18 protein-coding genes are annotated in these 18,878 nt (G+C 61.7%); 3 read left to right on the top strand and 15 right to left on the bottom strand.

Going from position 1 to position 18,878, the window contains the following annotated elements:
• Positions 1 to 111 precede the first annotated feature (111 nt).
• Positions 112 to 375 carry a metal-sensitive transcriptional regulator gene (locus KYT97_RS24560; protein ID WP_033232278.1) on the top strand — a complete coding sequence of 88 codons (264 nt, stop codon included), beginning with the start codon at positions 112 to 114 and terminating at the stop codon, positions 373 to 375.
• Between the two features lie 4 nt (positions 376 to 379).
• Here the strand turns inward: KYT97_RS24560 and KYT97_RS24555 are convergent, their stop codons facing one another.
• The 3 genes from KYT97_RS24555 to KYT97_RS24545 form a co-directional block, all read right to left on the bottom strand.
• A complete protein-coding gene (locus KYT97_RS24555) occupies positions 380 to 1,183 on the bottom strand; it encodes an alpha/beta fold hydrolase (RefSeq protein WP_219110884.1) in 804 nt (267 codons plus the stop codon).
• Positions 1,184 to 1,265: 82 nt separating this feature from the next.
• The gene (locus KYT97_RS24550; RefSeq protein ID WP_219110882.1) at positions 1,266 to 3,026 is read right to left on the bottom strand and encodes an ABC transporter ATP-binding protein; all 1,761 of its coding nucleotides are present in this window, start codon (positions 3,024 to 3,026) and stop codon (positions 1,266 to 1,268) included.
• Positions 3,023 to 4,774: an ABC transporter ATP-binding protein gene (locus tag KYT97_RS24545; RefSeq protein ID WP_219110880.1), complete on the bottom strand. Its 1,752-nt coding sequence runs from the start codon at positions 4,772 to 4,774 to the stop codon at positions 3,023 to 3,025. The genes KYT97_RS24550 and KYT97_RS24545 overlap by 4 nt, the downstream gene beginning before the upstream one ends.
• A gap of 169 nt (positions 4,775 to 4,943) precedes the next feature.
• Between KYT97_RS24545 and KYT97_RS24540 the strand changes: the two genes are divergently transcribed.
• Together KYT97_RS24540 and KYT97_RS24535 are read left to right on the top strand one after the other, a co-directional pair.
• Entirely contained in the window at positions 4,944 to 5,123 is a 180-nt protein-coding gene (locus KYT97_RS24540) for a hypothetical protein (protein ID WP_371851322.1), read from the top strand.
• Positions 5,124 to 5,239: 116 nt separating this feature from the next.
• Entirely contained in the window at positions 5,240 to 6,715 is a 1,476-nt protein-coding gene (locus KYT97_RS24535) for an alpha,alpha-trehalose-phosphate synthase (UDP-forming) (protein ID WP_275586642.1), read from the top strand.
• Between the two features lie 72 nt (positions 6,716 to 6,787).
• On the opposite strand, the gene KYT97_RS24530 is transcribed toward KYT97_RS24535, so the two are convergent.
• From KYT97_RS24530 to KYT97_RS24475, 12 genes are all read right to left on the bottom strand, one after another.
• Complete coding sequence (locus KYT97_RS24530; protein WP_033232284.1) at positions 6,788 to 7,336, bottom strand: twin-arginine translocation pathway signal; 549 nt, start codon at positions 7,334 to 7,336, stop codon at positions 6,788 to 6,790.
• Positions 7,333 to 8,115 (bottom strand): hypothetical protein, encoded by a 783-nt coding sequence (locus KYT97_RS24525; protein WP_219110878.1) that lies wholly within the window; start codon positions 8,113 to 8,115, stop codon positions 7,333 to 7,335. The genes KYT97_RS24530 and KYT97_RS24525 overlap by 4 nt, the downstream gene beginning before the upstream one ends.
• On the bottom strand, positions 8,115 to 9,512 hold the full coding sequence (locus KYT97_RS24520) for an MCE family protein (protein WP_116102277.1): 1,398 nt from the start codon (positions 9,510 to 9,512) through the stop codon (positions 8,115 to 8,117). Before KYT97_RS24520 ends, KYT97_RS24525 begins: the two co-directional genes overlap by 1 nt.
• A complete protein-coding gene (locus KYT97_RS24515; RefSeq protein WP_219110876.1) occupies positions 9,509 to 10,744 on the bottom strand; it encodes an MCE family protein in 1,236 nt (411 codons plus the stop codon). Before KYT97_RS24515 ends, KYT97_RS24520 begins: the two co-directional genes overlap by 4 nt.
• Entirely contained in the window at positions 10,744 to 12,045 is a 1,302-nt protein-coding gene (locus KYT97_RS24510) for an MCE family protein (protein WP_095888277.1), read from the bottom strand. Before KYT97_RS24510 ends, KYT97_RS24515 begins: the two co-directional genes overlap by 1 nt.
• Positions 12,042 to 13,100: an MCE family protein gene (locus tag KYT97_RS24505; protein WP_219110875.1), complete on the bottom strand. Its 1,059-nt coding sequence runs from the start codon at positions 13,098 to 13,100 to the stop codon at positions 12,042 to 12,044. The genes KYT97_RS24510 and KYT97_RS24505 overlap by 4 nt, the downstream gene beginning before the upstream one ends.
• Entirely contained in the window at positions 13,097 to 14,116 is a 1,020-nt protein-coding gene (locus KYT97_RS24500; RefSeq protein WP_033232291.1) for an MCE family protein, read from the bottom strand. The genes KYT97_RS24505 and KYT97_RS24500 overlap by 4 nt, the downstream gene beginning before the upstream one ends.
• Positions 14,116 to 15,297: an MCE family protein gene (locus tag KYT97_RS24495; RefSeq protein WP_033232292.1), complete on the bottom strand. Its 1,182-nt coding sequence runs from the start codon at positions 15,295 to 15,297 to the stop codon at positions 14,116 to 14,118. Before KYT97_RS24495 ends, KYT97_RS24500 begins: the two co-directional genes overlap by 1 nt.
• Before the next feature lie 12 nt (positions 15,298 to 15,309).
• The gene (locus KYT97_RS24490; protein WP_033232293.1) at positions 15,310 to 16,161 is read right to left on the bottom strand and encodes an MlaE family ABC transporter permease; all 852 of its coding nucleotides are present in this window, start codon (positions 16,159 to 16,161) and stop codon (positions 15,310 to 15,312) included.
• Between the two features lie 55 nt (positions 16,162 to 16,216).
• On the bottom strand, positions 16,217 to 16,981 hold the full coding sequence (locus tag KYT97_RS24485) for an MlaE family ABC transporter permease (protein WP_033232294.1): 765 nt from the start codon (positions 16,979 to 16,981) through the stop codon (positions 16,217 to 16,219).
• A 479-nt stretch (positions 16,982 to 17,460) separates the two neighbouring features.
• Positions 17,461 to 18,378: a 3-oxoacyl-ACP reductase gene (locus KYT97_RS24480; RefSeq protein ID WP_033232295.1), complete on the bottom strand. Its 918-nt coding sequence runs from the start codon at positions 18,376 to 18,378 to the stop codon at positions 17,461 to 17,463.
• Between the two features lie 111 nt (positions 18,379 to 18,489).
• Positions 18,490 to 18,681 (bottom strand): ferredoxin, encoded by a 192-nt coding sequence (locus KYT97_RS24475; protein WP_033232296.1) that lies wholly within the window; start codon positions 18,679 to 18,681, stop codon positions 18,490 to 18,492.
• Positions 18,682 to 18,878: the final 197 nt, after the last annotated feature.

Below are 18,878 nucleotides of genomic sequence, written 5' to 3'. Positions count from 1 at the left end.
GCTTCGATCGTGAAGGATTCTGCTCGCTGCGCGAGCAGAATCCTTCACGATCAGCCGCCATGCCCCCCGGGGTACTCTCGTCCGAGTACGAACATTCGAGAAAGGGCCACGATGACCGGCGACGAAGAGAGCATTGCGCTCGTATTGAACAGACTGCGCCGCGCTCACGGCCAGCTCGCCGGAGTGATCACGATGATCGAGAGCGGCCGTGACTGCAAGGACGTAGTCACCCAATTGGCCGCGGTCTCGAAGGCACTCGACCGGGCAGGCTTCAAGATCGTTGCCTCCGGCCTGCGTGAATGCATGACCGGCGCCGAAGGCAAGGACCCTCTTACCGAAGCCGAACTCGAGAAACTGTTCCTCGCACTGGCCTGAGCGGTTATCCGGCCAGGAAGTCGATCAGCACCTTGTTCACGGCATCCGGTCGCTCGAGGTAACCGTAGTGACCGGTGTCCGGGATCTCTTCGTACGTCGCGGTAGCGATGCAGTCTGCAACCTCGTGGGAAAGGAAGGGCGGAATCATCCGGTCATCGGCGAAGGCTACCGACAGGCAGGGACGCATGATCGCCCGGTACTCACTACGGCGATCGAACGAGCGATCCATGTTCAGCTGAGCTCGAACGCCGGGTGCTGTTGTGCCACCGGAGAATTCGAAAATGTCCAGCCAGTCCCGGGCTGAGCGCTCGTCAGCCAAGGTAGTGGGCGACAGGTTCATCACTGCTGTTACCGCAGCGCGATACTTTGCGGGCAACTCGACGCCACTGTCGACCAACTCGCGCTCCCCCTCGGACAGCGTCTGCTGGAAGTGATCCATCCGAGCATGGCCGGCGAGGAACACTGCCTTGCGGACCAGGTCCGGACGGGCCAACGTGAGTTCCTGAGCCACTCGGGCACCCATCGACGTTCCGATCACGTACGCAGGGCCGCCACCGAGATGCTCGATCAATCCTGCGGTGTCGGCAACCATGTCCGGCATCGTGATACCGCTGACACTCTCACCGGACGGCGCGATTCCACGGTTGTCGAAGGTGCAGACGCGGTACCCCGCCGCAACGAGTGCGGGGGTCTGGTGAAGATCCCACACCCGCCCAGGACTTCCAGTACCCATGATGAGCACCACCAGATCCCCATCACCTTTGACCTGGTAATTGATCGGGATTCCGTTGATAGTGGCGACCGTCATAGCTGCCTTCCTCCTCGTGTTCTGCCGCTGCATTTCTCAGCCTGATTTCGGGTTGACCGAAGCTCCCCCGCTTGCGGCAACACTATCGCGTCTCGCGACCTTCCCATGCTGTCCACAGGTGCGCGTACCGCCCGCCGGCAGCCACCAACCCGAGGTGCGGCCCCTCCTCCACGATCCGTCCGTGCTCGAGCACGATCACCCGGTCCGCTGCCGCCGCTTGCGTAAGCCGGTGAGCGACAACAAGAGTGGTCCGCCCGGCCGTTGCCGCATCAGCAGCTGCCTCCAATTCGCGGGCACCAGCACTTCCGGCCTCCGCCGTCGCCTCGTCCAGCACCGCAACAGCCGGGTCTGCCAAAACCAACCGCGCCAACGCCAACTGTTGTGCCTGCGACGCCGTCATCTCGTGGCCACCTTCGCCGACAACGGTTGCAAGACCGTCACTCAAGGCCGCCACCCACGCAGACGCCCCGACGGTCTTCAGCGCCGACATCACGTCCTCCTCGGACGCCTCGGGTGCTGCGAGACGCAGGTCCTCGATCAGCGAGCCGGCAAATACGTGCACTTCCTGACTGACAATGCCGATGTGGCGTCGTAGGTCAGCGACGCCGGCCAACGCAACACCACCGATCAGCACGCTTCCCGAGGTCGGTGCCCACGATCCGGCGGCGATCGCCGCCACCGTCGACTTCCCGGCACCGGTCGAGCCGACCAGCGCCACCCGCTCCCCCGCGGCCAGAGTGAGACTGACGCCGTGGAGAACCTCGCGGCCGTCGTAGCTGTGCCTGATGTCCCGCAATGTCAGTGAGCGATCGTGAGGTTCGGCCACGTCGATGTCGGCGAGGTCGGGTTCCGGGATATCCACGACACCCACAAGGCGTGCGAGGCTCGCGCCCGCCGACTGCACTTCGTCGAAGGTGTAGAGAAGCGAACCGATCGGATTGAACAGGCGGTGGAACAGCAATGCTGCCGTTGTGGTCTGGCCGACAGTCACGATGTCGTCGCGCACCAGCAGGAACCCGACAACAAGGATCATGGACAGGCCCACGAACTCGGCCCGGTTCCCGCGCCCGGCGAACCTGGTGAACAGGCCGAACACTCCCACCGCAAGATCGCGGGCCTTCGCCGACGCGTCGTCGATCCGTCCGAGGTGCTCCTTCTCCAGGCTGTAGGCCCGCACCGTCCGGACACCTTGCACGCTGCTGATCAATGCCTGCGAACGTGCACCCATCGCCACACGCTCGGCCGCATAGATCGGCGCCGATCGTGGCAGGTACCACTTCAGCGCCATCGCGTACATCGGGAGCGCCACCAGACCGGCCAGTCCCAGACGCCAGTCCAGACCGAGCATGGTCACCATGCTGAGCGCGACCAGCAGAACGGCTCCGATCAGGTTCGGAATCACCTCGGAGACTGCCTTGGCGATCACGGCAACGTCATCGCCGACGCGAGAAAGCAGATCACCCTTACCGACCTTCTCCAGCGTCGGCACAGGCAACCGCAGTGCCCGGTCGACGGTGCGCTCGCGTAGATCCGCGAGGATGTTCTCACCCAGCCTCTTGACCAGATACGACGCGTATCCCGTGAAAACACCACCAACGACGGCCGCCGACGCGATGATCGCCACCACCGTCAGAATTGTCGACGTGGGAGCACCCTCACGAACCCGATCGACCAGGACACCGAACACGTAGATCGGTACCAACGCCATCGCGGCCGCTGCGGCCGACACCGCCACAACAAGAAAACTCTGCAGCTTCCGCTGCACCAACTCCGACCTCAACCACTGCCAGGTTTCGCGCCCGCCCGCGATCGGCAGCAGTTCGCGTGTCTCTTTCCCGGTCATCGCAGAACCGCCCCTCGATAGTCGGTGTCGTGGTGAGCGAGTTCGGCATGCGTCCCCTGTGCCACTACTACTCCCCGATCCAGAACGACCACACGATTCGTTGCCGCCAGCAACGCCGGGCTGCTCGTGATCAGGATCGTGGTGTGCAGCGCTGTTCCGCTGTGGCGCAATTCCGCGATGCCTGCCGCAATCGACGCTTCCGTTACCGCGTCCACCGCGGTTGTCGGATCATGCAGCACCAGCACGGGCGCCTTCGTGAGCAACGCGCGTGCCAGCGCGACCCGTTGCCGTTGACCGCCGGACAGGCTGGCTCCGCGGTCGGTGACCTCGAGGTCGAGTCCATGGGGATGGGAGTCGACGACATCGGCGACGGCCGAGGCAGCCAGCACCTCCCCCAGATCCGAGGACTGCGCATCGCCTGCGCCAGCTGCGAGATTGGAGCCAAGCGAACCCCCGAACAGATCGGTCAGGTGCGGTTCCACCAGCACGGTGCGCCTGGCCAGTGCCAAGTCCATGTCCTGCAGCGAAATTCCGCCGATCCGCACAGAACCTCGGTACTCGTGTGCGCCCGGTTGCCCGGACAGCACCGTGGCCAGCGCCTCGGCGTCCTGCGGTTGGTACGCCACGACCCCCAACAATTCGCCGGCGTCGCAGTGCAGATCGACGCCGCCGAGTGAACGGAATTGCAGCCCTTCGAGAGTCAGATCGTAGCCCGGTGTCTCGGTCACCGAGCCCGGGGTCAGGATCGGATCGGCGTCGAGCACCAACGCCAACCGATCGGACGACGCGCGGGCAACCGCAAAATATCCGGGGAGAGAAGCAAGCAGGCCGAGCGGTTCGAGAAAGAACTGCGCCAGTCCGACCACGGTGATCAACTCCCCCACCGAGATTCGGCCCTGCAATGCGAAGTAGCCGGCACAACCGGCGATCCCCACAGCAAGCAAAGCGCTGACCGTCGCCGACACACCGGTGTAGATCGCAGTGGCCTTTGCCGTGTGGACCGCAGATGCGAGGGCTTCGCGACTTGCACCGCGATAGCGATCGGACGCCGACTTCTCCGCGCCGATGCCGCGGAGCGGCCGCAGTCCACTCACCAAGTCCGTTGCCATTGCCGATGCCCGGGCGATCGACGCCTGCTTCCCCGTCGCGCGGGACGTGATCAGCGGCGCCGACAGTTGCAGTAGACCGAGAATGACCGGGGTGCCGATCAACACCGCCAGCCCCAGCGTGACGTCGATCCACAGCAACGCGACAGCCGACGCCACCGCGGCGGTCAGTGCCGCTGCTGCCCGCGGCACGATGTCGGCTATCCAGGACGCCTGTTCCGCGTCGGACGTCGATACCGTGAGCAATTCGCCGGATCGCAGGTTCGTGTGTACACCTCGCGGGTCGAGAACGCGGTGTGCCACTTCGAGGCGCAATCTGTGTGCCTCCTGCTGCATCGCCGTCACGATGAACCGAGCACCGAACCGCCAGGCTGCGGTGAGCACGAGAAACAACGCACCGAGCGCACAGATCGACACGACGAGCGTGGTGGTGTCCGAAGTCTCGATTGCCCGATCGATGATGACACCGATCGAAATCGGCACCGCGGTTTCGGCGAGTTGATGCAGGCACACCAGAACGGTGCCGATGGCCAGCGGTCCCCGATTACGCACGAGAACTCGACGCAAAATCGCAGCCCCACTGCTTTTACCTGCGCCTGATTCACCCGAATCGACGGCTTCACTCACCTGGGTCGTGCTCATGGAACTCCAAGCATTGATAGGGACGAGAATGTCCGGTAGACACAGAAGTAAGTCGACCCTAATGCATGAGCAACTAGCGTTGACGTGCCCAGTTCTCATAGAGTCGCTGTAGAACCATTGCTTGCGGAACCATTGCTTGCGCCGTGCAGGCAAGCACGAGAGGAACATGATGTCTGAGAAGACGACCGTCGAAGCCGAAGTCGAGATCCCGGACGAGGAAATCGAGACCGTAGCCGAGGAAACCGCCCGTATGGCACAGCGCGTTGTCGCTGCGTACGCGGAAGACGCCGACGAGTGCAGGATGCTGCTCTCGATGCTCGGAATCAGCCCCGTCAGCAAGCTCGACTGAATCTCGATCGAGTCTCTCACCTATACCTAACGAGAAGGAACCACGTGTCTGTCAGTCCGGAATCGGCCAGCTCAATCCCCTCTGACGACGCAGTTGCTCTCTCCGCAGAGAAGACCGTGTCCGGGCAGGCCGAGTTCGTCGTAGTAGCGAACCGCCTGCCCGTCGACCTGGAGCGGTTGCCAGACGGTTCCACAAGATGGAAGCGCAGTCCCGGTGGTTTGGTCACCGCTCTCGAACCGATCTTGCGTAGCAAGCAAGGTGCGTGGGTCGGCTGGGCCGGTGTTGCCGACGCCGACATGGACCCCATCGTCGAAGACGGACTGGAGCTGTACCCGGTACCGCTCAGCGCCACCGAGATCAACGAATACTACGAAGGCTTCTCCAACGCCACGCTCTGGCCGCTCTATCACGACGTCATCGTCAAGCCCGAGTACCACCGCGAATGGTGGAACGCGTACGTCGAGATCAACCGCCGCTTCGCCGAAGCCACCGCCAAGGCTGCGGCCCACGGCGCGACGGTCTGGATCCAGGACTACCAACTTCAACTCGTACCGAAGATGCTGCGGATGCTGCGCCCCGACCTCACCATCGGGTTCTTCCTGCACATTCCGTTCCCGCCGGTCGAACTGTTCATGCAGATGCCGTGGCGAACCGAGATCATCGAAGGCCTCCTCGGCGCCGACCTCATCGGTTTCCACCTTCCCGGCGGCGCACAGAACTTCCTCTTCCTCGCCAGGCGGCTTGCGGGACAACAAACTTCACGCGGCAACGTCGGCGTCCGCTCCAAACTTGGTGTTGTGCAGGTGGGTTTCCGCACCGTCCGCGTCGGCGCGTTCCCCATCTCCATCGACTCCGGCAAGCTCGACGAGCGATCACGCTCCAAGGCAATTCGCGACCGCGCCAAGCAGATTCGCAAAGAAATCGGCAACCCCAAGAAGATCATGCTCGGCGTCGACCGCCTCGATTACACCAAGGGCATCGACGTCCGGTTGAACGCACTGCACGAACTACTCATCGACGGACGGATAGATCCCGCCGATACCGTCATGATCCAGTTGGCAACTCCCAGCCGCGAGCGCGTCGAAAGCTACGTCCAGATGCGCGGCGACATCGAGCAGATGGTCTCCCGCATCAACGGCGAGTTCAGTGAAGTCGGCCGCCCTGTTGTCCACTACATCCACCGACCGGTCGACCGCGACGAACTCATTGCGTTTTTTGTTGCCGCCGACCTCATGTTGGTCACCCCACTTCGCGACGGCATGAACCTGGTTGCCAAGGAATACGTAGCGTGCCGCAGCGACCTGGGCGGCGCTCTACTGCTCAGCGAATTCACCGGTGCGGCAGCAGAATTGCGTCAGGCATTCCTGTGCAACCCCCATGACCTCGACGACGTCAAGGACTCCATGGTGGAAGCACTGAACCAGCCGAAGGAAGACGGACGCCGCCACATGCGCGCCCTGCGCCGTCAGGTACTCACTCATGACGTGGACCGTTGGGCTCACTCGTTCCTCGACGCTCTCGCGCACGGCGGCGCTGCGGGGCCGGCACTGATCGCACCGGACGAGAACCACGAAATCGACGACAACAACTGAGTACGCCGGCATGAAACAACCCGGCCGAGGGGACTCCCTCGGCCGGGTTGTTTCATGTCGAGCATGTGTCGATCAGAACGGCTGAACGCTATTCACCAACCAGCGACCATCCTGCTTCTCCAGCCCCATCTTGACGCGGCTGCCACTGGCGACTGCCTCCGGCGAATCCTTCGACGTCGTAATCTGATTGAGGAAGAGCATCGTGGTGGCGGTATCCGGTGCGGCATCGAGAACTGCCGCGCCCTGTACGACAACCTGGACGGTCAGCGCCTTCTCCTGCGCGCCGGGAATGATGACCGACTCGATCAACTCGGTGAACTGATTCTGGAAATCGCCGGTCAATCCTTCTGTTGCCGAGTGCAATTGCTGATCGACATTGTTGTGGTCGTACTGGAACATCGCGACTGCCTGGTCCGAGGACACTTGCACCACTTCTTCTCTGGTGTTGTCCGTGGCCGCCAGATCCCGAGTTCCGTCCGGACCGAAGTACAGATACGCCGACAAGCCTGCCAGTGCAATCGCCAGCGCGCTGATCACGCACAAGACGATGGTCAATGGTGACACGCGCGCGGACGTCGCGCCTGTAGCTGTAGTTGCTGGGTCTGTCGTCTCCGGGGTCATGGCACAAACTCCACATTCGAGGCAAGGAGCTGCCCGTCGGTATCGCACATGGTGATTCGCAGGCGATAGTTGCGTTCCTCGGGCTCGGGTTGCTCCGCGTTTTTCTGCATTGCACGCACCGCGACGAGCGAGGTTCCACAATCGCCGTCGATCTTTTCCAACCCGGCTTCGAGGATCTCGCCGTCCGTCTGGACGCCTACCTGTCCGAGAACGTCGACAAACGAGTCCTTACGTCCGTCGAGTTGCGATTGAAATTCCTCGGTGGTGCCGGCCAAGAACTTGTCGAGATCGGCGCCCGCAGTCTCCGAATGCAGAGTCGTCAGGTTGAGCGCTGTGGTCCGCGCACCGGCGATATATGCGGACCGTTCTTCCTCAGCGCTGGAAGCCTTGCTGCGATCCACCAACAGCAGTACAGACACCACCGCAAACACCAGCGCGACAATGGATGCCAGGACTATCCCGCCGACCAACTTCCCGGACTTCGGTGGCGTTGTTGCCGGAACCGGAGGTTCGGAATCCGGTGACACCGCCGCAGGCGCCTTCGGCTCTTCAGCGTGCGACTTCGGTGCACTGACACTCGCTTCGGTTTTGGTCAGTGCGACAGGTTGTTCAGCCGGTTTCTCACTGGGCACTGTCTTTTCACTGGGCACTGCCTTTTCACTGGGCACTGCCGTTTCACTGGGCACTACCGTCGACGCTGCGTCTGTATCTGCGCCGGTGGGTCCGGCGCTCCGGGACGCGCGACGGCGCACCCGCTGCTTGGGTTCTTCTTCCTTCATCAACCTTGCTGACCCTTCATGAACTCTTCGAGACTGATGTCTCCGCCGGCACCGAGTTTCGGCTGCGAGTACGTCCTCCCGTCGGGTCCTATGTACGTGCCTGTAGTCGGATCGTACCGACGTGCGGTGACGCCAGGCTCCGACGCATAGGAACTGGGGGTCGCGGTGATCGGTTGCGGCGGCCCGGTCTGCGGATTGGTGCCCAGGGGCTCGTAACCGGTCCTGCACTGTTCCACTGTCGCGGCGCGGCGCCCCGGGAATTCCGCGCACGGCAGGTTGCGTGCACCGCGCACGGCGATCGGCGAGTCCTGGGCTATGCGGCAGAACAGATCCGACGGAGTTGCGATCGGTGATTCGTCCGCGGGACTGCGCCACTGCTCGGCGGGGAGGAATCCTGTGGTGCACGGCGGCGGATCGTTGACTTCGAGGTGGAAGTCGACCAAGGCGCCATCCGCGGGGTTTCCGGAGCCGGCGACCGTAACGAGCGCTGCCGACAGCGGCGGGTAGATCACAAGGATCTGCTCGATTGCGTTGTTGTACAACACCCCGACCTCACCGACGGACACCAGGTTCGCCAAGAGAATCGGCAACGTGGGTTGAAGATCCTGGAGAAGTGCATTGGCCTCGGACGCCGCTGCCGGGCCCTTCTGGATAATCGCCCGCAGATCCGGGTCACTGGCCCGCAACTGGTCTGTGAAGGTCACCAGATCGCTTGTCCACGAACGGATGGCGTCGCTGCTGACAATCTGGGTGTCGAGCAGCGGTCCGGCCTGCTCGATCAGTGTCTTGGTGGCGTCGGAGTTGTTGTTCGCTTCTTCGACGAACAGGCGAGCCGAGTCGATCAGCTTCTGCAGATCCGGTCCCGCACCGTTGAACGCCTTGAAGGATTCGTCGATGACGGTCTTGAGTTTCGTGTCGGAGATGCTCTGCAGCAACAGATCTGCCTGATCGAGTAACGCGCCGACATCCTGGGGCACGGAACTGCGGTCAACCGGTATGACGGAGCCGTTCTCCAGGTGACCGGATACGACGATGGCACCGGAGGAGTCGGTGTGCGGGATCAGATCGACAAACTGCTCGCCGATCGCGGACACGCTTTTGACCACGGCGTCGACGTCGGCCGGAATCTCGACTCCGCTGTCCATGGACAACTGGGCGTTCACACCGGTTTGTGACAACTCGACGGCCTTCACTACGCCGACGCTCTGGCCGCGGTACGTCACGTTGGAGTTCTTGTACAACCCACCGGTGGAGGGTAATTCGACGGTGACGGCGTAGCGTCCGATCCCGATCATCGCCGGAACACGTACGTATTGTGTTGCCATCACGACCAGACCGATGACGGTCAATACCGCGAAGATGACAAGCTGGATGCGGACGAACTTTGTGAGCATCATGGTGCTGGTGCCCCCTGAGGAAGTCCTGGAATGGTGATCGGCGGAAGTCCCGGGATCGTGATGGTGTTCGGGTCCGCCGCGGGAGCCTCTGCTGCCGGGGCTGCGGGAGCCGGAACTGCGGCCGGCCTGAGTGGATCACTCAACGGGTTGCCTGCCTGCCCGCCCAGCCCTGCTTGCGTGCCGAGAACACCTTCCGGGCCGCCCAGGGAACCTGCAAGCGGTGTACCGGTGAGGAAGTTCGCGTCGAGTCGCGGCAGCGTCAAGTCGATGGTCATGGCCAGGTTGGCGTAATCGCCTCGAATGACGTTGTCGATTCCGTTTTGCGGGAACGGGAACGTGAGCAGAACCCCGAGCACCTGCGTCAGCGCATTACCGGAATCGGCCAGCGCTTTCAGAGTTGGAGACAGCGACCGAACATTGGTGGCAAAATCCTCGCCGCTTTCGTTGATGACGCGACTGGCCACCTCACTCAGGCCGCCGAGGGACGTCAACGCGTTGGTGATGTCCTGACGTTGTGCCACCAGGATGTCCAGTGCCGGGGGGATTCCGTCGAGCGCCTTGTTCAGAGTGTCACGTTGCGCCTCGACGGTGTACGACAGCCGGTCGATACCTTCCATCGCCGAAATGATGTCTCCGCGTTGCTTGTCGAGGCTTCCGACGAGCTGGTCGAGTTGCGGGAGCAAGTCGCGAACAGCATCCTCTCGCCCGATGAGTGCCGCGTTCAATTCCGTGGTGATGTCCTGCACCTGTGCTAGTCCGCCACCGTTCAGTACGACGGACAACGAAGACAGCGTCTGCTCGGTGGTCGGGTAGGCACCCGCTCGTTCGAGGGGAATGACGTCGCCGGCCTCGAGACGCCCCTCCGGCGCCTCCTCGACCGGCGGAGCCAGTTCGATGTGCTGCGATCCGAGCAAACTGGTCTGCCCGATCTTCGCGGTCGCGTTGGCGGGCAACTCGACCTCGGGGTTGAGCGACACCGTCACCAGAGCATGCCAGCCCTGGACCTCGATATTCGAGACGCTCCCCACGGCCACGTCGTCCACCCGGACGGGTGAATTCTGCGACAGGGTAGTGACATTGGGCATCTCGATCTGAACCTCGTACGACCCCTCGCCTCGGCCCTGGGTGCCGGGCATCGGCACGGAGTTCAGCCCGTTCCATTCACAACCACTGGCGCCGAGAGCAACGCCGACGGCTAACGTCACCACTACTGCTTTACCTCTGGCGCGCATCAGTTGCCTCCCCCCATGTTGAAGAGTTCGGTGAGGTCCTTGGGCACGGACGGCATCGGCACGCCGTTCAACGGATCTGCTGCCGCCTGCGGGGCCGACGCGGCCTGACCCGGGCTCGCCGCCGCTTCCAAACCGGGCTCCGTGTACACGATCTGGTCCGGGAAGGCCTGGACTCCGGAGACCGGGTTGAAGAGGAATCCCGGGTAATTCATGATGAGCGTGCTGAGCACCGGGCCGAGATACTCCTTACACAGGTCGGCACTTCTCTCAGCTGGACCGGTATCGATGGCTTGAATGGATCCGCAGATCCACTGAATCGGATTCTTGAAGTTACTCAGTGCAATTGCACCGGTCATGCTGCCCTGCGCCGGCTTGTAGATCTGGTAGAAGTTGGCCAGCGATGTCGGGCCCGAGTGGAGCACCTGTTCGATCTCGGGGCGCTTGTCGGTCAGGACCTGGGTCGCGTCGGCCAACCGCGCCACCGATTCGCTCAGAGCTGCCTGATTGTCGTTGACAAACCGCTGGACGTCACCCACCGCGAGGTCAAGATCGCTGAGGGCCGTGCCCAATTCGTCGGAGCTGCTTGCGAGAACACTGCTGACCGAAGCGAGATGTCCGCTGAATTGCACGATCTGCTCGTTGCTCGAGGACAGCGCGGTGACAAACGCCTGCAGGTTACGGATGGTGGAGAAGAGATCCGTCCGGCCTTCAGACAGTGTGTGCATGGTGGCGGACAACTCGCGCAACGTCATCCGAATGGATTCTCCATTGCCCTCGAGGTTGTCGCCGAGCGTATTGATGAAGCGTCCCAATGAACCTTCGTCGTCGATACCTTCCGGGCCTAGTGCCTCGGAGAGTTTGGCAAGTTCCGTTTTGATCTCGTCCCACTCGACCGGGACCGCGGTGCGTTCGATCGGAATAACGCCACCGTCTGGCATCTGGTCACCACCGGAATACACCGGGGTCAGCTGAACGAACCGCGCAGAAACGAGGCTCTGCGCGACGATGAGAGCCTGAGCGTCCGCTGGTACGTCGACGCCGCGGTCGACAGCCATCTCGACGTAGGTGTCCTGATCTCGAGGCTCGATCTTCGTGACCTTGCCGACGTTGACGCCGAGTACGCGGACGACGTCGCCTTCGTACAGTCCCGTCGTGGACACGAAGTGGGCGGAGATCTTGGTCTTGCCCAGTCCCGGAATCAGAAGGTAAGCCGCGGCCGCGACGAGTAGCACGACCAGCGCCGCAGCGCCGATCAGTACCCACTTATTACGCGAGCCGGTGGAGGCTGTTGTGTCGGTCATTCTCCTGGCCCCCTGATCGTCGGCGGAATCCCGGGAAAGAAGTCCTCGAGATCCGACGGAATTTGTTCGGGATCAACGCTGCTGTCCACCAGGGTCTTCCACCAGTTACTGGGAAGAATGTTGATGATGAAGGCGTCGAAGAACGGTCCGCTTGCCACGGTCTCGCCGAGTGCCGTGATGTACGGGCCGAGGCCGTCGAGCGCGCCGGAGATGTTGTCCTTGTTGTTCTGAAGAACCTCGGCAACAGAATTCAGCTTCTCGAGGGTGGGACCCATCTGGGCCTCGTTCTCCACAACCAACCCCGAGAGCTGACGTGATACCGCTGAGGTGTTGACGATCAGCTCACTGATCGCGTCACGGCGCAAGCTCAGCTCACCGAACAGCTTGTTTCCGTCCACCAGCAGAGAGTCGATCTGCCCGCTGCGATCCGCGAGAATCTTGGTGACGTCCTCAGCGCGCGAGAGCAATTGGAGCAAACCTTCGTCTCGCGCGTTGATGCTCTGCGAGAGCCGAGTCATGCCGTCGAGGGCTCCCCGCAACTCCGGCGGGGTGTCGGCAAGCGTATCCGAGATCGCGTTGAGAGAATCGTTGATCTGTTCTGTGTCGAGTTCCGCCGCGGTGGTACCGAGATCCCCGAGTGCTTCGTTGAGTGAGTACGGAGAGTTGGTGCGTTCCAAGGGGATCGGCGTACCGGTGCGCAACAGCCCCGGCCCCTCGGACCGAACGGCCAGCGACTTGCGGCCAAGCACGGTATTCGTCTTGATGTCGGCTGACGTCTGTTCTCCGAGTGCAATGCCGTCCTGGACGGTGAAGGTGACCAGCACGCTTTGATCGTCGAGTTCGACCTCGCTGACCTTGCCGACGTTGACGCCGGCCAGCGTCACGTTGTCACCGGCAACCAAACCGCCTGCGTCGGCGAAGTAAGCGGAGTGCCGGATACCGCCGGACAGGAACTGGAGCTGATCGTATTGCAGTGTGGCACCGACCGTCGCGACAGCCAGGACCAGACCGACGACGCCGATCTGTACGGGATTTCGTTCACGGGCAGGACTCATTGTGTCTTCGCGCACCTTCCCGTGGTCTGTACTGCCGTGGGCAGGACGATCGTGGTTCCGTCCGGGCCGGAGAATTTGAAGGTGTTGGCGCACAGATAGAACTGGAAGAACGAACCGTAGGTTCCGACGCGGATCAGCTTCTGGTAGTCCGAGGGCAGACGCGCGAGTGCGGTGTTGATGTCTTCCTTGCCCAGATCGAGTTGTGTCATCGTGCGGTTGGTTTCACCGATCAACGTCTGAATGTCCGGACGGGTAGCTCCCAGTAGCGCCGCAAGATCCCCTGTTGCACCCGCGATTTCGGTGATCGAATTTGCGATCGGACCGCTGTCCTGCGCCAGACCACTCACCAACTGCTGGAGTTGATCGATCGTGGTGGAGAACTGATCGCCCTTGTCGTTGATCGTCCCGAGAACGTCGTTGAGATTGGTGATCACGTCACCGATCAACTGGTCGCGATCCGCGAGCGTATTGGTGAACGAATTGGTGTTTCCCAGAAGAGAAACCAGAGTTCCGCCCTGGCCTTGCAGGACATGAAGCAGCGCTCCTGACAGATCGTTGACTTGCTGAGGATCCAGCGCGCGCAGGAGCGGCTTGAAACCACCGAGCAACAGATCCAGGTCCAGAGCGGGCGATGTCTGATCAACCGGAATCGAACCGCCTGACGACAAAGATTCGGTCGAACCGGTGCCTTCCAGTAGCTCCATGTAGCGATCGCCGACCAGGTTCTCGTAGCGGACCGTCGCTTTGGTGCTCTTCATCAACGAGTACTGGGTATCGACGTCGAAGCTGACTTCAGCCTGGTTGGAATCGTCGATGGACACGCCCGTCACGGATCCGACCGGAACACCGGCGATCCGTACCTTGTCGCCGGACTTCAGACCGGAAACATCGGCGAACGTGGCGTGAAAACCGTTGCTACTGCTGAATCGCACCTGACTGAACACGATGGCCAGTCCGGCAAAAATCACCGACATGACGAGTGTGAAGATCAAGAGCTTTACCGTTGTCGGTCTCATCACTCCCCGTCCTGTTCGTAAGAGTCCCCGAAGAGGAACTGGAAGATCGTCGGAACCGTCACCTCGAACTCCGTGTTGGGCACGAACGGCACGTTTCCGGTGTTGGTGACCGCAAACGGGGCCTTACCGTCGACCTTCGGATCGAAGGTGGGGAAGCCGTAACAATTCGGGCCGCCCGATGCGGCAACCTTGGGAAGGGACTCCGGATTGGTGTACGCCTTTGCACCCCACATGAAGCTCGCACTGAGCATCAAGGCCGCTTTGTCACCGGTGCCGGCCATCGGCTCGAATTTGATGCGCCCGTCGTTCAATCCGACGAGGAAGCACGTCAGACCGGGTGAGTATTCCTCGAGCAGCGTCGTGGTTGCCGTCAGGGTGTCCAGGGACGTGGTGAGGTCCTGCTCGTTGTCGGTCAGCAAGGCGTTACCGGTGTTGGCGAGGCCGGTGATGTTGAGCAACAGCAGATCCAGGTTGGCCTGCTCGGCCACGATGGAACCACTTGTAGTGGTTGCGTTGTCGAGGATGCGCAGTAGGTCCGGTGCCACGTCCGCGTACAGGTTGGTGACCGTGGCCGCGCTCGCCAGATCCTCTTGCAGTTGCGGCAGCGTGGGATTCATCTTCTGCAAGTAGGTGTCGCCCAATTCGAGAACCTCGCCGAGTGCTTCGCCGCGGCCGTTGAGTGCCGTCGAAATAGCACCGAGTGTTGCGTTCAGCTTTTCCGGCTCGACCTGGGCCAGTACCTCCGAAAGATGTTCGAACACACTGTTGAACTCGACGGTCACGCTGTCGGAGGTAATGACCGCACCTTCTTGAATGGGCTGTGTCGACGGATCGTCCGGGATGACGATGTTGACGTACTTGGCTCCGAAGACGGTGGTGGACTTGATCTCCACGCCGGCGTTGGACGGAATCTTCGACATCTGGTCGGGATACATCGCCAGTTGCAGACTCGCTTGATCTCCGTCGAGGGAAATCGATTCGACGCTGCCCACCTGCACGCCGCGCAATTTCACCTTGGCGTCCGGTTCCATGACAAGACCGGCGCGAGCGGACATCACGGTGATGGGGGTGCTCTCGGTGAAGCCGCCCGCAAACATGGTGAGTGCGACGGCCACGATTGCCGCGAGTCCGAGGATCAAACCGGCCGCGGCAAGTTTCTTGTGCCACCTGGGAACTGTCATTCTCTCCGTCCCCTATCCCGACAAGTTGAAGTTGCCGGACCCACCGTAAATGGCGAGTGAGATGAGCAGGGTGACGGTGACAACCGCAATCAGTGAGGCGCGCACCGCATTACCCACGGCGACGCCGACGCCGACCGGGCCACCGGTCGCGTTGAAGCCGTAGTAGGTGTGAATCAACATGACCGCTAGGGCCATGACTATCGCTTGCGCAAACGACCACAATATGTCCGTGGGTATCAGAAAGGTTGTGAAGTAATGGTCGTACACACCGCCGGACTGGTTGTACAGGTACACCGTCGCAAAACGGCTGGCCATGAACGACGCAATCACTGCCAGCGAGTACAACGGGATGATGGCGATCATGCCGGCCATGACACGGGTGCTGACCAGATACGGGATGGATGGGATGGCCATCGTCTCCAGTGCGTCGATCTCCTCCGACACACGCATCGCTCCGAGTTGCGCGGTGGAGCCGGCACCGATGGTGGCGGCCAAACCGATTCCCGCGATGACGGGTGCGGCGATACGAACGTTGATGAACGCTGCGAAGAATCCCGTCAGTGCCTCGACGCCGATGTTGCCGAGCGAGCTGTAGCCCTGCACGGCGATGGTGGCTCCGGTGAAGAGAGTCAGGAAGCCGACGATCACGACGGTGCCACCGATGACGGCCAGTGCTCCGGTTCCCATGCTGATCTCGGCGATCAAGCGAAGTGTCTCGCGTGGGTAGCGCATCAAAGCCTTTGGTGCATGCCCGATCGCTTTCGCGAAGAACAGTGCCTGATCACCGATGCTGTCGACGCCGCGAGAGACGGATCGAATCTGCCGCCGAGTTCGCGGGAAACGCCCTGCTGCTGCCAATGCCATCAGTACGCCTCCCGTCCGTCGTGGTGTGTCACAGTTCTCCTGCTCGCCGTGCGCCTCATCCGGCCGTCAACTTGATACCGATGGTGGTGATGAGCACATTGACGACGAACAGCGCCATGAAGGCGAACACGACGGTCTGGTTGACGGCGTCGCCGACGCTCTTGGCGCCGCCCTTGACGTTGAGCCCGAGATACGAGGCGACAAGTCCGGCGATCATGCCGAAGAGTCCAGCCTTGACCATCGAGAGCATCAGCTCGCCGAATCCGGTCAGCAAGGTGATGCCGTTGACAAATGCTCCGGGGTTGACGTCCTGGATGAATACCGAGAACACAAAACCGCCGAGGATGCCGATGGTAATGACCAGGCCGTTGAGCAGCAGGGCCACTCCGGTGGACGCAAGCACCCGAGGCACAACAAGCCGCTGGATCGGATTGATGCCGAGCACTCTCATCGCGTCGATTTCTTCGCGGATGGTACGGGCGGAGAGGTCCGCGCAGATTGCGGTGGCGCCGGCGCCGGCGACGATGAGGACTGTCACGATGGGGCCGACCTGTGTGACGGTGCCGAGCGCGGCTCCCGCACCGCTGAGGTCGGCAGCGCCGATCTCCCGCAGCAGGATGTTGATGGTGAAGCTGACGAGCACGGTGAACGGGATGGCGACCAGCACGGTGGGGACCATCGAGACCCGGGCTACGAACCAGGCCTGATCGATGAATTCCTGACGCTGGAAGGGACGAGAAAAGACTGCCCGCAAGGTTTCCGCTGACATCTGAAAGAAGCCACCGACCGCCCGTAATGGCACCTCGACGAGGTCTACCATCCGTCCTCCTCGTCTCTTGTTGCCGCAACACTGTCTGTTTGCATAGTCCAGCCCCCGACAGCTTGTGACTCAGGTCATATTAACTAGAACGTGTTCACCTGTCAAAAACGGGCGCATATCACCGGGAATAGCCAAATTTCACGACCGGGAAACCCTGCATCGAACACACCTCATACTGTCCGCCATTTGCGGCCAAATGATCGAAATATCATGCAAGTTAATACTTTTGGCGGATGATCAACATCGGCGATGCCGTCAACAATCAGAAAACGCGCGCTCCGTTCGCGGGTTCTACCACCCTGCCCATGACGCGCGAAATTAGAACACAGTCCACTTTTTTGAAGACCGACAGTCTCGTATTCGCGACAAATCAGTCATTCGGACATGTGACCATGCTCTTTCTACCAAAAAACACGACGACAACGGCGATATCTGTGAATTTGAGTTTCGTGTCGTGGGCAAGCCGGCAGCAACCCGCGTCAGCCCAACTCCCGAAGAGCTGCAGAAGCCGAGAACATCGTGGCGGGATCCCGGTCGGCAAAGTAATCACCGATCGCGACGGACAACGACTCGGGCGACCAGGCCGCCCCGTCGGCGTCGAACCGCCGCTCCACCACGGGCGCCGCCATCAGCGCGACCATGGGGCCGTAGACGATAAAGACCTGACCGTTGACTGCGTCTGCTGCCGGCGATGCCAGATACGACACCAACGAGGCCACATGCTCGGGTGAGAGCGGATCGATGCCCTCGTCCGGCGCGTCACCGAAAACACCCTCGGTCATCGACGTCCGTGCCCGTGGGCAGATGGCATTGGCGCGCACCCCGTATCGAGACAACCCGCGAGCGGCGGAGAGAGTCAGCGCCGTGATGCCCGCTTTGGCGGCACCGTAATTCGGCTGACCTTCCGGCCCCAGCAATCCCGCTTCGGACGACGTATTGACGATGCGCCCGTATACCGGCGCGCCGGCTTCCTTCGACTTGGTGCGCCAATACGCAGCGGCGTTGCGGCACAACAGAAAATGTCCACGCAGATGGACTTCGAGTACCAGATCCCAGTCTTCGTCGGACATGTTGAACAGCATCCGATCGCGGACGACTCCGGCGTTGTTGACTACGATGTCGACACTGCCGAACTGGCCTTGCGCCTTCTCCATGAGCGCGTCCGCCGTGGAACGTTCGCCGACATTGCCGGCTACAAATTCGACCTTGGCGCCCAGGCTACGAATCTCGTCGAGAGTTGTTTCGACGGCCTCGTTCGGCGCCAGATCGTTGACAACCACCGACGCGCCGGCTTTCGCCAGGGCGATGGCCTCGAACTTTCCGAGTCCCGATCCGGCACCGGTCACGATGGCGACCTTGCCTTCGAGACTGGTGTCCTCGCTCTTCACAGCATTCATCGACGCGTTCTCCCAGTTCTGTGCGATCGTGAACCCGACCGTCTCGGCGGAGCCTGTCGGGCCTCACGACTTCGCAACTTTAGAACGTGTTCCTGTTTTGGGCAATAGCCCTCACGGATGTTCCGTCAATGCGGCGCGTGGGCACTGGGCGATCGCGGAACGAACATCCTCCCAGCGATCCTCCGGTGGACGCGCCGAACTGATCACCAACTCCTCGTTGTCGTCGAGGTCGAAAATATCGGGGGCGATACCGACGCAGACTCCGTTGGCCTCACAACGGTCCAGATCAACCCTGACCTCCATGGGTATTCCTCTTCTCTACTCACACATTTGGGCGCCACAGACTAGTGGAGAAACGGGCATCGCAGGGCTGCGCTCCGCACCGTTCCTGCCATAACACTAGAACCTGTTCCACCTCGTGTGCAATGATTCGGAAAAGTAGCAGAAACGAGTGCCTGGATTCGCCCACGTGCGTGCCACGCCCGGAGAACCTGCCTATA

The organism is Rhodococcus globerulus (assembly GCF_019334125.1).
In the GTDB taxonomy this organism is placed as follows: domain Bacteria; phylum Actinomycetota; class Actinomycetes; order Mycobacteriales; family Mycobacteriaceae; genus Rhodococcus_F; species Rhodococcus_F globerula.
The sequence above is the reverse complement of the archived record's forward strand: the minus strand, read 5'-3'. Positions and strand labels throughout refer to the sequence as shown.

Bases quoted from the DNA above. Each gene is read 5' to 3' on its own strand.
- KYT97_RS24560 (WP_033232278.1), top strand. From the start codon at position 112: ATGACCGGCGACGAAGAGAGCATTGCGCTCGTATTGAACAGACTGCGC.
- KYT97_RS24555 (WP_219110884.1), bottom strand. From the start codon at position 1,183: ATGACGGTCGCCACTATCAACGGAATCCCGATCAATTACCAGGTCAAA.
- KYT97_RS24550 (WP_219110882.1), bottom strand. From the start codon at position 3,026: ATGACCGGGAAAGAGACACGCGAACTGCTGCCGATCGCGGGCGGGCGC.
- KYT97_RS24545 (WP_219110880.1), bottom strand. From the start codon at position 4,774: ATGAGCACGACCCAGGTGAGTGAAGCCGTCGATTCGGGTGAATCAGGC.
- KYT97_RS24540 (WP_371851322.1), top strand. From the start codon at position 4,944: ATGTCTGAGAAGACGACCGTCGAAGCCGAAGTCGAGATCCCGGACGAG.
- KYT97_RS24530 (WP_033232284.1), bottom strand. From the start codon at position 7,336: ATGACCCCGGAGACGACAGACCCAGCAACTACAGCTACAGGCGCGACG.
- KYT97_RS24525 (WP_219110878.1), bottom strand. From the start codon at position 8,115: ATGAAGGAAGAAGAACCCAAGCAGCGGGTGCGCCGTCGCGCGTCCCGG.
- KYT97_RS24520 (WP_116102277.1), bottom strand. From the start codon at position 9,512: ATGATGCTCACAAAGTTCGTCCGCATCCAGCTTGTCATCTTCGCGGTA.
- KYT97_RS24515 (WP_219110876.1), bottom strand. From the start codon at position 10,744: ATGCGCGCCAGAGGTAAAGCAGTAGTGGTGACGTTAGCCGTCGGCGTT.
- KYT97_RS24510 (WP_095888277.1), bottom strand. From the start codon at position 12,045: ATGACCGACACAACAGCCTCCACCGGCTCGCGTAATAAGTGGGTACTG.
- KYT97_RS24505 (WP_219110875.1), bottom strand. From the start codon at position 13,100: ATGAGTCCTGCCCGTGAACGAAATCCCGTACAGATCGGCGTCGTCGGT.
- KYT97_RS24500 (WP_033232291.1), bottom strand. From the start codon at position 14,116: ATGAGACCGACAACGGTAAAGCTCTTGATCTTCACACTCGTCATGTCG.
- KYT97_RS24495 (WP_033232292.1), bottom strand. From the start codon at position 15,297: ATGACAGTTCCCAGGTGGCACAAGAAACTTGCCGCGGCCGGTTTGATC.
- KYT97_RS24490 (WP_033232293.1), bottom strand. From the start codon at position 16,161: ATGGCATTGGCAGCAGCAGGGCGTTTCCCGCGAACTCGGCGGCAGATT.
- KYT97_RS24485 (WP_033232294.1), bottom strand. From the start codon at position 16,981: ATGGTAGACCTCGTCGAGGTGCCATTACGGGCGGTCGGTGGCTTCTTT.
- KYT97_RS24480 (WP_033232295.1), bottom strand. From the start codon at position 18,378: ATGAATGCTGTGAAGAGCGAGGACACCAGTCTCGAAGGCAAGGTCGCC.
- KYT97_RS24475 (WP_033232296.1), bottom strand. From the start codon at position 18,681: ATGGAGGTCAGGGTTGATCTGGACCGTTGTGAGGCCAACGGAGTCTGC.